Source organism: Marinobacter segnicrescens, assembly GCF_900111555.1.
In the GTDB taxonomy this organism is placed as follows: Bacteria; Pseudomonadota; Gammaproteobacteria; order Pseudomonadales; family Oleiphilaceae; genus Marinobacter; species Marinobacter segnicrescens.
Genome location: NZ_FOHZ01000002.1, coordinates 231,040 through 245,732, shown reverse-complemented (window position 1 = coordinate 245,732; position 14,693 = coordinate 231,040). Strand labels below are relative to the sequence as shown.

10 protein-coding genes are annotated in these 14,693 nt (G+C 61.4%); 7 read left to right on the top strand and 3 right to left on the bottom strand.

Annotated features, from left to right (window positions below):
* Positions 1-9: 9 nt before the first annotated feature.
* From BM036_RS03800 to BM036_RS03780, 5 genes are all read left to right on the top strand, one after another.
* A complete protein-coding gene (locus BM036_RS03800) occupies positions 10-1,806 on the top strand; it encodes a TonB-dependent receptor plug domain-containing protein (RefSeq protein WP_177185981.1) in 1,797 nt (598 codons plus the stop codon).
* 27 nt (positions 1,807-1,833) lie between these two features.
* Positions 1,834-2,727: a cobalamin-binding protein gene (locus BM036_RS03795; protein WP_091848900.1), complete on the top strand. Its 894-nt coding sequence runs from the start codon at positions 1,834-1,836 to the stop codon at positions 2,725-2,727.
* 46 nt (positions 2,728-2,773) lie between these two features.
* A complete protein-coding gene (locus BM036_RS03790; protein ID WP_320108797.1) occupies positions 2,774-3,688 on the top strand; it encodes a FecCD family ABC transporter permease in 915 nt (304 codons plus the stop codon).
* A complete protein-coding gene (locus tag BM036_RS03785) occupies positions 3,688-4,458 on the top strand; it encodes an ABC transporter ATP-binding protein (protein ID WP_091848898.1) in 771 nt (256 codons plus the stop codon). Before BM036_RS03790 ends, BM036_RS03785 begins: the two co-directional genes overlap by 1 nt.
* A gap of 174 nt (positions 4,459-4,632) precedes the next feature.
* A complete protein-coding gene (locus BM036_RS03780; RefSeq protein ID WP_091848897.1) occupies positions 4,633-4,974 on the top strand; it encodes a zinc ribbon domain-containing protein YjdM in 342 nt (113 codons plus the stop codon).
* 2 nt (positions 4,975-4,976) lie between these two features.
* On the opposite strand, the gene BM036_RS03775 is transcribed toward BM036_RS03780, so the two are convergent.
* From BM036_RS03775 to BM036_RS03765, 3 genes are read right to left on the bottom strand one after another with little or no spacing between them, the layout of a single operon-like run.
* Positions 4,977-6,098, bottom strand: a complete 1,122-nt coding sequence (locus tag BM036_RS03775) for an ABC transporter permease (protein ID WP_091848896.1) — start codon at positions 6,096-6,098, stop codon at positions 4,977-4,979.
* Positions 6,099-6,100: 2 nt separating this feature from the next.
* Complete coding sequence (gene rbbA, locus BM036_RS03770; protein WP_091848895.1) at positions 6,101-8,848, bottom strand: ribosome-associated ATPase/putative transporter RbbA; 2,748 nt, start codon at positions 8,846-8,848, stop codon at positions 6,101-6,103.
* A gap of 12 nt (positions 8,849-8,860) precedes the next feature.
* Complete coding sequence (locus tag BM036_RS03765) at positions 8,861-9,925, bottom strand: HlyD family secretion protein (RefSeq protein WP_091848894.1); 1,065 nt, start codon at positions 9,923-9,925, stop codon at positions 8,861-8,863.
* A 392-nt stretch (positions 9,926-10,317) separates the two neighbouring features.
* On the opposite strand from BM036_RS03765, the gene BM036_RS03760 reads away from it, so the two are divergent.
* Together BM036_RS03760 and BM036_RS03755 are read left to right on the top strand one after the other, a co-directional pair.
* Positions 10,318-11,559 carry an efflux RND transporter periplasmic adaptor subunit gene (locus BM036_RS03760; RefSeq protein ID WP_091848893.1) on the top strand — a complete coding sequence of 414 codons (1,242 nt, stop codon included), beginning with the start codon at positions 10,318-10,320 and terminating at the stop codon, positions 11,557-11,559.
* Positions 11,556-14,687 (top strand): efflux RND transporter permease subunit, encoded by a 3,132-nt coding sequence (locus tag BM036_RS03755; RefSeq protein ID WP_091848892.1) that lies wholly within the window; start codon positions 11,556-11,558, stop codon positions 14,685-14,687. Before BM036_RS03760 ends, BM036_RS03755 begins: the two co-directional genes overlap by 4 nt.
* The last annotated feature ends 6 nt before the right edge of the window (positions 14,688-14,693 follow it).

Below are 14,693 nucleotides of genomic sequence, written 5' to 3'. Positions count from 1 at the left end.
AGTAGTATGATGCTCAAGGTTCCCGTTTTCGTAGCAGGCGCGTCCCTGCTCGCCCCTTCCCTGAATGCCTTTGCCCAGTCAGAGACCGATACCGAGCCAATGGACCCTATCGTGGTGACCGCCACCCTGGGTCCGAAAACGGTTGGTGAAAGTCTTTCGTCCGTTACCACGATCGAAGAAGCCGAAATACGCCAGCAGCAACCTAAAGACTTCCAGGATGTCATTGTTTCGCGCCCCGGCATAGCCATCTCTGCAAACGGCTCTCTCGGCAAAAATGCGACGGTACTTATTCGTGGGCACGAGTCTGACGGGACGGTTTTGCTGGTTAACGGTATTCGTATTCGTTCAGTAACATCTGGCTCGCCAGCCTGGCACTACCTGCCACCTCAACTGATCAACCGGGTGGAAATCGTCAGGGGTAGTCGGAGCAGTCTTTACGGTGCAGATGCAATGGGTGGGGTAGTTCAGGCATATACCGCACCAGAGGGTGAGGGTTCCAAAGGGTGGGTTGAGGTCGGCGCCGGGAACCTGGACACCCAGAACTACACCCTTGGACTCTCCTCCGTCGAGGAAAACAGTTCTCTTGGTGTCGGTATTAACCGGTTCCGGACAGATGGCGCCCCGGTGGTGGAGAATGGAGACGACAAGTCCTACGACAATACCTCCGGTAGCTTCAATGCAAGTCACGAGTTTTCCAATGGCGTTCGCGCTTATATGACCTATCTTGGCGCCGAAGGTCGCTCAGAGTATGAAGGAGGGTACAACGATTATTTGTTCCAGGTGGCAGGCGTGGGCGTCGACTTTCCGCTTACCGACCACTGGCGGGCAAGCCTGCAGTTCTCTGATGCGAGGGATGAACTGGATGATGTGAGTGCCTTCCCGGGTGAATACAATACCAACACCCGTACATCTCGCCTGGAAAACTGGTTTACGGTTGGCACGCATGAGTTTGTGCTTGGCGCAGAAACCATGACCGATCAGCTGGATTCGACCCAGTCTTTCACCGAAGACAAACGCGGCAACGATGCCTATTTTGGTCAGGCCCTGTTCAATTTCGGCCCATCAGAGCTTCATCTGAGTGCTCGCAGTGACGACAATGATGCGTTTGGCACCCATGAGACATGGGGCGCATCCTACGGCTACCGGATTGATTCCAGCCATCGGCTACGGGCCAGTGTTGGCACAGCTTTCAAGGTACCAACCTTTCTGGATCTGTACGCTCCACCAGCCTGGGGCGGTAATCCGGACCTGGAGCCAGAAGAGTCAACCAGCTACGAAATCGGTATGGAAGGTAACTATGGAAACTGGTTCTGGGATGTCGCCCTTTACCAGAGTGATGTAGATCAGCTTATCATCTTCGACAATACCCAGTTTCGTTCTCTGAATGTCAAGGAGGCGCGGCTTCGGGGTATTGAAGTTTCAGCGGGCTGGCAGAATAGCGATTGGACTGTGCGCGCTGGTGCCAGTGCTGGAGATTATGAAGACAGGGAAGACGGCAGCACACTGATCCGGCGACCGGAGCAGACCGTCAGGCTTGATGTCGACCGTCATTTCGACGATTGGTACGTCGGCACGACCCTTCGGGCGGAGAGTCACCGGTACAGTTACGAGCGTAAGCGTATCCCGGGGTATGGCAACTGGGATCTTCGTACTGGAGTCAATCTGGCAGATCAATGGTCGGTCAAGTTGACCGTGGATAATGTACTCGATGAGGAGCATCGTCTGGCACAGTATAGTGGTGATCAATATTTCATCAGCGCCGGCAGGACCGCAATGCTGTCAGTACGTTATGATTTCCTTCAGTAAGTCCCGGTCCAGACAGGTGACCCGGTAATGCTATCGTGGCGCTTAAGCTCGATAGTTGGTTTTCTGTTACTGCTCATGCTGGCCGCAGGCAGCAAGGCGGGTGGACTATGTGCGGTTGATGCCCTTGGACGGGAGGTCTGCCTGTCGGAGCGGGCCGTCCGGATTGTATCCCTGTCGCCCGGCGCCACCGAACTGGTCTACTCGGCTGGCGCTGGCAACCAACTGGTGGGTGCCGGCGCCTGGAGCGACTATCCGCCTGAAGCGAGGGAGCTGCCCCGGGTAGGCGACAGTAACCGGGTAGACCTGGAAGCCATCCTGACCCTCGAGCCAGATCTGGTGATTGGCTGGACCGACGGAAACTCCAGGGTTCAGCTGGACCGCCTGGCAGAGCTGGGTATCCCCGTGTTCTGGCTGGCGCCCAGAACGTTCGAGGATATCGCCGCCACTGTGAAGGCGCTGAGTCTGCTTACCGGCCACCAGCCGCTGGCAGAACAGCGTGCCGGGGAATTTCTGGCAGGTATCAGGGCCATCGAATCGCAGTATGAAACGGCCAGGCCCGTGCGGGTGTTCTACCAGGTGTGGGACCAGCCGCTGATGACCATTAATGGCGATGAACTGATCAGCAGGGCCATACAGCTTTGTGGTGGCACCAACGTGTTCGGTGACCTGCCCCGCCTCGTCCCCCGCATATCGGTGGAGACGCTGCTGATGGTGGACCCGGAAGTAATCGTTACCGCCGGCCGTGGCGATACCGAACAGGGCTGGCTACAACGCTGGCGGGACTATCCCTCGCTGACGGCAGTGGCCAGTGACAATCTCTTCCAGGTTTCCCCGGACCTGCTGCAGCGAGCCACCTTCCGCATGCTGGATGGCACCCGTGAGTTGTGCGACCTGTTGGAGCAGGCCCGTGCCCGCCTTTGACGCCTTTCGCCCCCTGGCACTGCTGGCCCTGGCAGGGCTGGGCGCCATGGTGTTATCGGTCAGCGTGGGCAGCGCCGGCCTGTCGCTGGCGGATACCCTGGCGGCTCTCACGGGTAGCGGCAGCGAACTGAATCGGACGCTGGTACTGGAACTGCGCCTGCCCCGAACCCTTGCCGCCTTCGCTACCGGCGGCCTGCTTGCGGTTGCCGGCGCGCTGATGCAGGTATTGCTGCGTAACCCGCTGGCAGATCCCTATGTGCTGGGGCTGTCCGGCGGCGCAGCGGTGGGTGCCTTGCTGAGTATGCTCGCGGGGGTGGCCGGCGTTATTGTCACCGCTTCCGCCTTTGGTGGCGCCCTGTTGTCAACGCTAATGGTTTTCGGCCTGGCCCACGGTACCGGAAGCTGGACGCCCACCCGGCTGTTACTGACCGGCGTGGTTGTGGCGGCGGGCTGGGGCGCAATTATTACCCTGTTGCTGGCGCTCGCTCCGACCCGTGAGCTGCCGGGCATGCTCTACTGGCTGATGGGAGACGTGGCTTATGCGGGGTCCCCCTGGCCGGCCTTTGTGCTTCTGGTACTCGCCTGCCTTCTGGTTATACCTGCGGGCCGCAGTCTGAATGTGCTCGCCCGGGGGCCTTTGCAGGCCGCTGCCCTGGGGGTAAACGTGCGCCCCATGGAATGGACCATCTACATTGGCGCCAGCCTGCTGACCGCTACTGCGGTTACCACCGCTGGCAGCATCGGCTTCGTCGGGCTGGTGGTGCCCCATATGCTCCGATTGGTGCTGGGCAATGATCAGCGCATTATCCTGCCTGCCTGCGCCCTGGGCGGCGGCGCCCTGCTGGTACTGGCAGATACCCTGGCCCGGGTGGTGATTTCCCCCGAACAACTGCCAGTCGGTGTCATTACGGCGTTGCTGGGCGTGCCCACGTTCCTCTATCTGCTGTACCGGAGTCGCTGATGGACACCTTGCAGGCTCGTCAGCTGGTGATCGACATTCCGGGGCGGACGGGTGGTTCCCCGCTGAACCTGACGGTTGAAGCGGGCCAGGTGTGGGGTGTGCTGGGGCCGAATGGTGCCGGCAAAACCACCTTGCTGCATACGCTGGCGGGCCTGCGGCTGCCGCGGGAGGGTGAGGTTCGCCTGGGTGAGTACCCGCTTACGGAGGTGCGTCGGCGCAGCGTGGCCCAACAGCTGGGCCTGGTGTTCCAGGACCGGCAGGATGGCTTTCCGGCCACCGTACTGGAAACCGCCCTGATCGGACGCCATCCGTGGCTGTCCCTCTGGCAGATGGAAAGCGGCGATGACCTGAACCGCGCTGAGGCAGCGCTAAAGGCCCTGGATGTGGTTCACCTGAAGGATCGGCTGGTCAGCACGCTTTCAGGAGGTGAGCGCCAGCGGGTAGCCATCGCCACGGTACTGACCCAGAACCCGGATACCTGGTTGCTGGATGAACCCACCAACCACCTGGATCTTCACCACCAGGTTGCCGTCATGCAGTTGCTGAAGCAGCAGGCCGAGGCCGGCCGGGCCATTTTCATGTGCCTGCATGACCTGAACCTGGCCGCCCGCTGGTGCGACCACCTTCTGTTACTCTTTCCGAATGGTGAGGCCTGCTGGGGCCATGCCAGCCAGATGCTGGTCCCGTCTGCCCTGGAGAGCCTGTATAACCAGAAACTGATCACCGTGGAAGCCGACGGTGCGCCGGTTTTTGTGCCGGCAAAGGGGTAGTTCAGGGAGGCAACCCACAGTCCCCAGGCACCCATGTGGGGTGTGCCCCCCATTGAGTTGTCTCCATACGCTATAATGCCCGCCCCTTGAAGTGTTGGGTACTGAGTGGCCAGGCGTCTAGTGTCCCGTCTGTCTCATCCAGCGCTTGTGACCTTCCACAGAGCGAGGCTTATCGTGAGCACTTTACCGAGTTGTCCTGAATGCCAGTCCGAATTCACCTATGAAGATGGTGAGTTCCTTGTCTGCCCGGAGTGTGGGCATGAATGGAAAGCCGGTGGCGAGCCGTCCGAAGTATCTGGCGGGCTTTCCGTCAGCGACGCCAACGGCAACCCACTGGCGGATGGTGATACGGTGACCGTTATCAAGGACCTGAAGGTGAAGGGTTCCTCGCTGGTGGTCAAGGTTGGTACCAAGGTCAAGAACATCCGCCTGGTAGACGGCGACCATGATATCGATTGCAAGATCGACGGCATCGGCCCGATGAAGCTGAAGTCCGAGTTCGTCAAGAAGGCCTGATATCAGGCCATTGTGGCAATACTCTTGCGGAAACGCCGCAACGACAGGGCAAAGAACACCCCGCCGATCACCAACAGGGCAAGCAGGGATGGCCAGATGATGGCCAGCCCCGCCCCCCGGAAGAGGATGGCCTGGGCCAGGCTGATGAAGTGGGTGGTGGGTGCCAGCTGCATGATGACCTGGATGAAGGCAGGCATGTTTTCGAAAGGCGTCGCGCCGCCGGAAAGCAGTTGCAGGGGGATCAGCACCAGAATGATCAGCATCCCCAGCTGTGGCATGGACCGGGCCACCGTTGCCAGGAAGATTCCCATGGAGGTGGTGGCAAACAGATGCAGGGCCGCCACCAGAACGAAGAGCAGTGTTGACCCCTCAACAGGCACCTGCATCCATCCTTTTACCACCAGTGCCAGGGAGGTACTGGAAGCGAGCAGTACCACCAGCCCCATAGCCACCACCTTGGCTACCATGATCTCCACCGGCCGCAGCGGCATCACCAGCAGGTGTTCGATGGTGCCGTGTTCCCGTTCCCGGATCAGGGCCGCGCCGGTGAGGATGATCGACAACATGGTGATGTTGTCGATCAGTTCGATCACCGCACCAAACCAGCTCTGGCTAAGGGCCGGGTTGAAGCGGTTGCGGATCTCCAGTTCCACGGGAGACGTGACGCTGCGGTCTCCCTGTACAAACGCCCGGGTTTCATCAGAGAGAATCGCCTGGATATAGCCTGCTCCGAGAAATGCCTGGGTCAGCTTGGTGGCATCCACGTTGAGTTGCACAGTGGGCTGGTTGCCGGCGAGCAGATCCCGCTGCATGCCGGGAGGGATATCCAGTACAAACGTATAGTCGCCGGCGTCCATCAACGGATCGATCTGGCGCTGCTCGATACTGGCCGGGGGAAGGAACCAGGGTGGGTAGAAAGCCCCCGTCATGCGAATCGACAGGGGGGAGCGGTCCTCATCGACGATGGCAATCGGTGCCATGTGCAGGGTTTCGGGGATGCTGGCACTGCTGATGTAGATGTTGACGCTGAAAGCGAACAGGATCAGCGCGAGCATGATCCGGTCCCGGCCCAGGCTGCGCCATTCCTTGATGGTCAGGTGAAAGATGTTGCCCAGTTGTTCCACGGTCAGTGCTCCTGCTTCTTCAGGGCTATCAGGCTGAGACCCAGGATGACGGGAACGGACAACGCCAGCGGCCAGAACGAGCCGGACAGGTCGGCAAACCCCAGCGCCTTGGAAAAAGTGCCACTGCTGATGGTCAGGAAGTGGGAGGTGGGATAGATCTCACCAATTACCCGGGGAATACCCTCCAGCGCCGATACAGGTGTCGTCATACCGGAAAAGGTCACAGCAGGTATCAGGGTGATTATGGTGGTGCCGAAGATGGCTGCCGTCTGACTGCGCATAAAGCTGGACACCAGCAGCCCCAGGCCGGTGGCGGCCATTACATAGAGCAGGGCGGCGGTTACATAGGCGAGGTAACTGCCCTTGAAGGGAACGCCAAAGGCGAAAACCGCCAGTGCGGTGAGCAGCAGGAAGTTCGCCATGGCCAGTGCGATGTAGGGGATCTGCTTGCCCAACAGGAACTCCAGCTGCGTCACCGGTGTAACGTAGAAGTTGATAATGGAGCCCAGCTCTTTTTCCCGTACTACGCTCAGGGCCGTCAGCATGGCGGGAATCATCATCAGCAACAGCGGGATGACCGTGGGCACGATGGCCACCAGGCTGGCGACGTCAGGGTTGTAGCGGTAACGGGTTTCGACATTGATGGAGAGAGACTGACTGACGGGTGTGGACTGGAAACGCATTTGCTCCTGCAACCAGCCGCCATGCAGCGCCTGCAGATAGCCGGCTACGGTTTCTGCCCGGCTGGGCATGGCGCCGTCCACCCAGGCACCCATGGCAACCGGGCGGCCATGTTGCAGGTCACGGGCGAATCCCGGCGGTATCTCCAGAGCGAGTTCCAGTTCACCGCTGCGCATGCGCCGGTCCAGTTCACCGTAGTCGGTAATCGGGGGGCGCTCGATAAAGTAGTTTGAGCCACTGAGGTTCAGCAGGTACTGGCGACTGGTGCTGGTCTGGTCCCGGTCCAGCACGGCAAAGCGGATGTCTTCCACATCCATGCTGATGCCGTAACCCATGATCACCAACAGGATTACCGATCCCAGTAAGGCCAGGGTTGCGCGGATCGGATCACGCTGCAGTTCCAGGCTTTCCCGGCGGCTGTAGCTGAACAGGCGCAGCAGGCTGAAGCGTCCGGGTGTCCTGCCGTTTTCATTGCCCCTGGCCACTGGCGGAGCCACGCTTTCATCAGCCTTGCCGGCGGCCTCTTCCAGCCAGGCAACGAAGGCATCGTTGAGGGTTTCTGCGCCCCTGGTTTCCCTGAGGGCGGTGGGTGTGTCGCTGGCCAGGACCTGGCCGGCATGCATCAGCGAGACCCGGTCACAGCGCTCCGCTTCGTTCATGAAATGGGTGGAGATAAAGATGGTTACCCTGTCTTCCCGGGACAGGTCGATCAGCAGTTGCCAGAACTGGTCGCGGGCGATGGGGTCCACCCCGGAGGTGGGTTCATCCAGTATCAGCAGCTCGGGGCGATGGATCACTGCCACCGCCAGGGACAGCCTCTGCCGGACCCCCAGGGGCAGGGCGGAGGGAAGTTCGTCCTCTACAGCCTCGAGGCCAAAACGCTCCAGCATTTCCGCAACACGTGGGGGAATGCTGTGTGGTGGCAGGTGAAACAGCCTGGCGTGTAACTCCAGGTTCTGGCGTACGGTCAGCTCCGAGTACAGGGAAAAGGACTGGGACATATAGCCCACCCGGCGGCGGGTATCCAGGTCCGTGGCATCCACCGGGTGCCCGAACAGTCGGGCATTGCCTTCCGACGCTGGCAACAGGCCCGTCAGCATTTTCATGGTGGTGGTCTTGCCGCAACCGTTGGAGCCCAGGAAGCCGAAGATCTCGCCCCGCTCCACCCGCAGGTTAACGCCCTGCACCGCCACAAAGTCGCCAAATCGCATGGTCAGCCCTTCGGCCTCGATGGCGATATCGGGTTGTCCGTCCGCTCCATTGGTGCGTGGCGGGATGGTGACTGCCTGGTGTTTGCGGCTTTTCTCTTCCGGCAGCAGGCGGATAAATGCCGCTTCCAGCGTGTCTGTATCGGTGCGCTCCCGCAGTGCCTCTGCGGTCCCTGTGGCCAGTACCCGGCCTTCGTCCATGGCGACCAGCCAGTCAAAGCGCTCGGCCTCTTCCATGTAGGCAGTGGCAATGACCACGCTCATGCCCGGGCGGCGGCTTCGCACCCGTTCCACCAGTGCCCAGAACTGGGAGCGGGAGAGCGGGTCGACCCCGGTGGTGGGCTCGTCCAGTATCAGAAGGTCCGGGTCATGGATCAATGCACAGCACAGCCCCAGCTTCTGCTTCATGCCGCCGGACAGCTTGCCGGCGGGCCGGTCACGGAATTCCAGCAGGCCGGTGGCAGCAAGGAGTTCATTGACGCGCTGGTCGCGCTCCTGCCGCTCATGGCCGAACAACCGGGCAAAGAAATCCAGGTTCTCCTGAACCGACAGGGTGGCGTAGAGGTTTTTGCCAAGCCCCTGGGGCATGTAGGCGATCCGCGGACCCGTGAGCCTGCGGTGGCGGGCGTCCGCCATCTCACCGCCAAGCACATGGATCGAGCCCTGCTGGATCGCGCGGGCGCCGGCAATCAGGGACAGCAGACTGGACTTTCCGACACCATCCGGCCCGATCAGCCCCACCATGCAGCCGCCTGGGACCTCAAGGGTGATGTCCTGCAGGGCAGGGTGCTTGCGGTAGTGGAGGGTGACTCCGTCAAGCCGGATCACTGGAGCGGGTCGGGCGTCCGTGCGGCCATTCATGGGGCTCACCGGTTATTGCACTTGTGGCATCTGGAGCTCCGCTGGCCAGTCCCGGGACTCATCCAGCCGCAGGTAAGCCATGCCGGGCAGCCCGGTCTTCACCTGACGGGCGTATTTTTTGAGAAGTGCCGGATCAATGCTGGCCTTCACCCGGAACATCAACTTGAGCCGCTCGCTCTGGGTCTCGACAGTCTTTGGTGTGAATTGGGCCTCGCTCGCCACAAAGGAAATCCTGGCCGGTACGATGACATCCTGTGCGGCATCCAGTACCAGCCGCACCTCTGTGCCCAGGGCCACCCGCCCGACAGCGGTGGTCGGCAGGTAGAAGGTCATGAACACCTCGCTGATGTCGATCATGTTCAGCACGCGGCCCCCGGGGGCCAGCACCTCACCGGGTTCCGCAACCCGGTACTGTACGCGGCCGGCACGGGGTGCCTTGAGGTCCGCGTCGTCGATCTCTACCTGCAGTCTTTCCACGGTCGCTTCGGTTGCCCTGATCAGGGACTGCGCCTGGACTACCTGTGCCTTGGCTGCGGCGATCGCGGCATCCATGGAGGAGACCTGGGCCTTTGCCGCATTCAGGGCGGCTGTAGCGCCGGCTACGGCGGCCTGGTCATCCTCCAGCTGTTGGGTGGAGATGGAGCCGCGGTCAGCGAGGGCTTGGGAGCGCTTCAGGCGATTGCGGGCGGAGTTCAGCTCAGTCTGGCGCTGCGCCACCACGGACAGGCTGGCCGCTTTTTCACTTTCCCTTTGTGACACCAGGGCTTCGGCGGCCATTTCGGAATGCCGGGCTTGCTGGACCTGGGCCTGCGCTTCCGCCAGTGAGGCCTGCAGGCTTTCGGTATCGACTCGCGCAAGTAACTGTCCGGCATCAACAAAGTCACCTTCCCGGACCATCACCTCCAGCAATCGTCCACCGGACCGGGTGGCAATGTCGATTTCCGTAGCTTCAATGCGGCCATTGCCACTGACGACGTAGTCCGGCAATTCGCCGGGACGGTATTGGTTCCAGGCCCAGGTTGCGGCAATTGCCAGTAATGCCACCAGGATCCAGGGGAGCCATTTCTTTGCCGACATAACGCAGTCCGTGTGTGATTGGTCGAGGGTTCGAAAACCATTATGCCAAGCTTAAGGGCGCTATACCCTGTAATGCCAGCGGAACCCGCCAGGTTTCTGTCCGGGATCATTTGTTTACCGGCGCAACTATCGCCGCTGGCCTGCGACGTTCTGCCTCATTCCCGGGGCCGGCGAAGGTTATATACTGACCCGGTAATGGCGGTTGTCCGTATCCACAGAGCGGGCATAACCGATTCAGCCCTGCGCGGATTTTCCGTTCAGGGCTTTTTTTATGATGCGGGTCAAGGTGCCCCTGTCCTCCATTAAAGCCCGCTGACCTATACTGTGCAGTTCGTAATAGGCACCGGGTACCTGTCTCCTGGTGCAATCGCTTTTCCAACGAGTGCCTGTCCATGATCAGACGCCTGATCCCCCTGTTTATCATCATTGCCGGTATCGCCATTTTCCAGTTGCTCAAGCTGACTCGTCCGGAGCCTGAGCCCGCGGGTCAGACCGAACGCTCCTGGCCTGTGCAGGTGATGGAAGCCGAATTTGGCGCCTGGCAGCCGGCGCTACCGGTCTATGGCGAGGTGGTGGCGCCCGACCTGATGACCGTTACTGCACCGGTTTCGGGCCGGATAGCGGAACGACCGGTCAGTGAGGGAAGCCGTGTTGCCAGTGGCGACCTGCTTGTGGCCCTGGATCCCGCCGACGTGCAGCCCGCATTGCAACAGGCGGAGGCCGAAGTAGCTGACCTGCGGGCCCAGATACGCAGTGAGCAGATCCGGGTGGAAACCGACCGCAAGGCGCTGGCCCGGGAACAGGCCATTCGTGAAAACGCCCGCCGGCAACTTGAACGTACTCGGTCGCTGCAGGGTAGCAACCTGGCTTCCCAGCGGGATTTGGACACTGCCCGGGACGCCATGGAGCAAGCAGAGCTGGCGGTTACCCTGCGGGAGCAGAACCTGGCAGAGCACCCGGCCCGGCTGGACAGCCTGGAAGCCAGGTTGCAACGTGCCGAGGCAGCCCTGACAGCGGCCCGGCGGGATGCTGAGCGGGCCACCGCAACGGCCCTTTTCGATGGCGTGGTAGCACGGGTTGAAGTGGCTGTGGGTGACCGGGTGACCGCCAATTCGTCGCTGTTGTCCCTCTACCAACCCCGGGCCCTGGAAGTGCGTGCCCGTATACCTGCCCGGTTTGCGCAGGCGCTGGAGAAAGCATTGGAGGACGATCAGCCAGTGCAGGCAACGTCAGAAGATCAGCGGTTCCGGTTGACACTGACCGGCTTTGCGGGTGAGAGCGATACCCGGGGGCCGTTGGGTCTTTTCCGGCTCCGGGAAGACCAGGCTGGCCTTCGACCTGGCGACATGGTGCCCCTGGTGGTGCTTCGTCCGGCGGTGGATTCGGTGGTGGCTGTGCCCTACAGCGCCCTGTACGGGAGCGACAGTCTGTATGTGATGACCGAAGAGGGGCGGATGCACCGGGTGCCGGTCGAGCAGGTGGGGGAAGTTCTCAGGGAAGGTGGCTATTACGACGCCCTGGTGCGTAGCGAGCGGTTGCAGCAGGGTGACCTCATCATCACCACCCACCTGCCCAATGCCATTGAAGGCCTGAAAGTCGCCGTGGCGGAAGCATCGGGAGCAGAGACTGAATGAGCCGTCGCCGCAAGGGAATTATCGGCTTCTTTGTGCACCACCGGGTTGCCGCCAACCTGGTGATGATCCTCATGCTGCTGGCCGGTGCCCTGGGCCTGATGCGCATGAACATCCAGTTCTTTCCCACCTTTGCCCTGGATATCGTCAATGTCCAGGTGGTCTGGAGCGGGGCTGCGGCGGAAGACATAGAGCAGGGCATTACTGATCCACTGGAGCAGCGCTTCCGGAGTATCAATGGCCTGAAAAAAATGACGTCTACCTCTGCCCAGGGGGTGGCCAGTATCACCCTGGAGTTCGAGGAAGGCACCGAGCCCATCCAGGCAGTGGATGATGTACGCCAGCAGGTAGAGGAGTTCAGTAACCTGCCGGCAGATGCCGAGACACCCCGGGTCAGCCGGGTTGGCCGCTATGAGCCGGTGGCCCGTCTGCTGATGCATGGCGACCTGGCGCCGGAAGAACTCCGTCGCCTGGCCTATCGCTATGAGGACGAGCTGTTACGGGCCGGTATTGACCGTATCGAAATCACCGGGCTGCCGGAAGTGCAGATGAGCATCGATGTGCCGGTGGAGCGGTTGCAGGCCCTGGGGTTGTCGCTGGATGACATTGCCGACCGGGTCCAGGCCCAGTCACGGGACCTGCCCGCCGGGCTGATGGGGCAGCAGGATGCCACCCGGGAGCTGCGGGCTACCAGCCAGGGGCGTTCCCCGGAGGACTTTGCCGACCTTTCGGTCATTGCAGACAACCGGGAACGGATCCGCCTGGGGGATATTGCCATTATCCGGCAGGAGGCCCGGGACCAACAGGTTACTTTAACCCAGGATGGCAAACCCGCCGTGGAGCTGCGCCTGTTGAGGGCCGAGCAGGGGCATTCCCTGCGTGCGGCTGAGATACTGGAAAAGTGGATGGACGAAACCCGGCCACAGCTGCCCTCGACGGTGTCGCTGGAAGTCTATGACCAGACCTGGGAGCTGATTGATCAGCGGATCTCGCTGCTGACCAGTAACGGCCTGGGCGGGTTGGTATTGGTGCTGATATTACTGTACCTGTTCCTGCCGGGGCGGGTTGCCCTGTGGGTGGCAGTGGGTATTCCCACGGCTTTCATGGCCGCACTGGGTGCGCTCTGGCTGTACGGCGGTTCCATCAATATGATGTCGCTATTCGCCCTGATCATGGCCCTGGGTGTCATCGTCGATGACGCCATCGTGGTGGGGGAAGATGCCGATGCCCATGCCCGGATGGGGGAGCAGTCCGCCTATGCGTCCGAGGGGGCTGCCAAGCGCATGGTGTGGCCGGTGCTGGCCTCTTCACTGACCACCGTGGCGGCGTTCATGCCGTTACTGGTGGTCAGCGGCGTCATCGGTAACATCCTGGGGGATATCCCCGTTGTCATGATTTGTGTACTGGTAGCCTCGCTGCTTGAGTGCTTTATCGTGTTGCCGGCCCACCTCCGCCATGCCTTTACCCCGGGTAAACCAGGTGCCCGCGTTGGCCGGCTGGAACGAATTCGACAGGGCTTCGACCGGCGTTTTGAGGCGTTCCGCCAGGGGCCCTGCCGGAGGCTTTCCCGCTGGACACTGGCGCACCGTTCCATCGTGTTGGCGAGCCTGTTCACACTGACCGCAGGCACCTTCGGCCTGTGGGCGGGTGACCGTATCGGCTTCAGTTTCTTTCCGACGCCCGAACCAAGCGTGCTCTATGCCAATGCCAATTTTGTCGCCGGTACCGACCGGGAGACCGTGGACCGCTTCCTGGTACACCTGGAAGAAACCCTCAATGAAACCGAGGAAGCCCTGGGGGGTAACCTGATCCTCCACGCAGTCACCACCCACGGCAGCGCCCAGTCCGGTGACGGTTCGGCTCGTTCCGGTGATGATGTGGGTTCCATGATGCTGGAGCTTGTCGATCCTGACGATCGCACCGTGCGCAATGCCCGGTTTGTGCGGGCATGGCGAGAGCGGATCCAGCTGCCCCCGGGCATGGAGAACCTGACGATTACGGAACGGCAAGCGGGTCCGCCGGGCCGGGATGTGAATGTCCGCCTTACCGGGGCAGATACCATTAGTCTGAAGCGGGCCGCAGAGTCTCTCTCCGCAGCGATGCGCTCCCTGCCGGGTGTGCTTGATTCCGAGGATGACCTGCCCTGGGGGCGGCAGCAGCTGATCTACGAAGTCTCGCCCCGGGGTGAGAGTCTCGGGCTGACCACCCTGGATGTTGGGCGACAGTTGCGGGCGGCCTTTGATGGCCGGGTGGTGCAGATCTACCAGGATGACCGGGACGAGATCGAGGTCCGGGTCCAGTTACCCCGGGAGCAGCGCGAGCGGGTCAGCACCCTGTCACGGCTGACCATCCGCCTCCCTGATGGTCGCTTCGTGCCGCTGGAACAGGTGATCACCCTCAGCCCCCGCCAGGGCTTTGATGCGCTGCGCCATGCCGACGGCCAGCTGGCGGTGGAAGTGACGGCCCAACTGGACCCGGCGGAAACCACCGCCGGCCAGGTGTTGGAGTCCCTGCGTACCCACACCTTGCCGGAACTGGCGGACACCTGGGGCGTCCGGTACAGCTTTGAGGGGCGCTCGGCGGACCAGCGACAGACCCTGAATGACATGAAAGTTGGCGCTATTGCAGGCCTGGCGCTGATGTACGTGGTGCTGGTGTGGGTATTCGCCTCCTGGACCACGCCGCTGATTGTCATGGCGATTATTCCCTTTGCCCTGATTGGTGCAATGCTGGGGCACTGGCTGATGGGGCTGAAGCTGACGGTGCTGTCCCTGTTCGGCCTGTTCGGCCTGTCCGGTATCGTGGTGAACAATGCCATTATCCTGGTGTCTTTCTACCAGGCAGAGCGACGGAAGGGGCTTGCGGTTAATGAAGCACTGAACGAAGCGGTGGTACAAAGGGTAAGGGCCGTTATACTGACCTCTCTTACTACCATCGGCGGTCTGTTGCCGCTGATGTTCGAGACGTCCCTGCAGGCCCAGTTCCTGATACCCATGGCGGCGTCGATCACCTTCGGTCTCGCATTGGCAACCGTGCTGGTGCTGGTTGTTATTCCCGCCCTTCTGTCACTGCTGGAGCAGTTTCACGAGTGGCGAGCCCCAACCAGGCAGGTCGAAGGGCCAGAAACCTGAACGGAC